Origin of the sequence: Streptomyces fildesensis (assembly GCF_016107395.1) — a bacterium.
GTDB lineage: Bacteria > Actinomycetota > Actinomycetes > Streptomycetales > Streptomycetaceae > Actinacidiphila > Actinacidiphila fildesensis.
This window is the reverse complement of the sequence record NZ_JAAIKO010000244.1, coordinates 1-308: the sequence shown is the minus strand read 5'-3', so window position 1 is coordinate 308 and position 308 is coordinate 1. Positions and strand designations below refer to the sequence as shown.

1 protein-coding gene is annotated in these 308 nt (G+C 45.5%); it reads left to right on the top strand.

The features are described from left to right. Positions 1–308 (top strand): TCP-1/cpn60 chaperonin family protein (locus C6N31_RS47335; protein ID WP_498063732.1); only part of this gene is annotated, 308 nt, incomplete at both ends.

The following is a 308-nucleotide window of genomic DNA, read 5'->3' as shown; positions in this document are numbered from 1 at the left end:
CTTCAGACTGGTGTTAACAAAGTTGCAGATTTAGTTGGGGTCACATTGGGTCCCAGAGGTAGAAATGTTGTTCTCGAGAGCAAATATGGGTCCCCAAAAATCGTCAACGATGGTGTGACTGTTGTAAAAGAGGTTGAGTTGGAGGATGCAGTTGAGAATATTGGCGCAAAATTAGTCAGGCAGGCAGCATTGAAGACAAACGACGTGGCTGGTGATGGGACTACTACATCTGTTGTTCTTGCACAAGGCCTCATTGCTGAAGGCGTAAAGGTTGTTGCAGCTGGAGCAAATCCAGTTTTAATCACAAG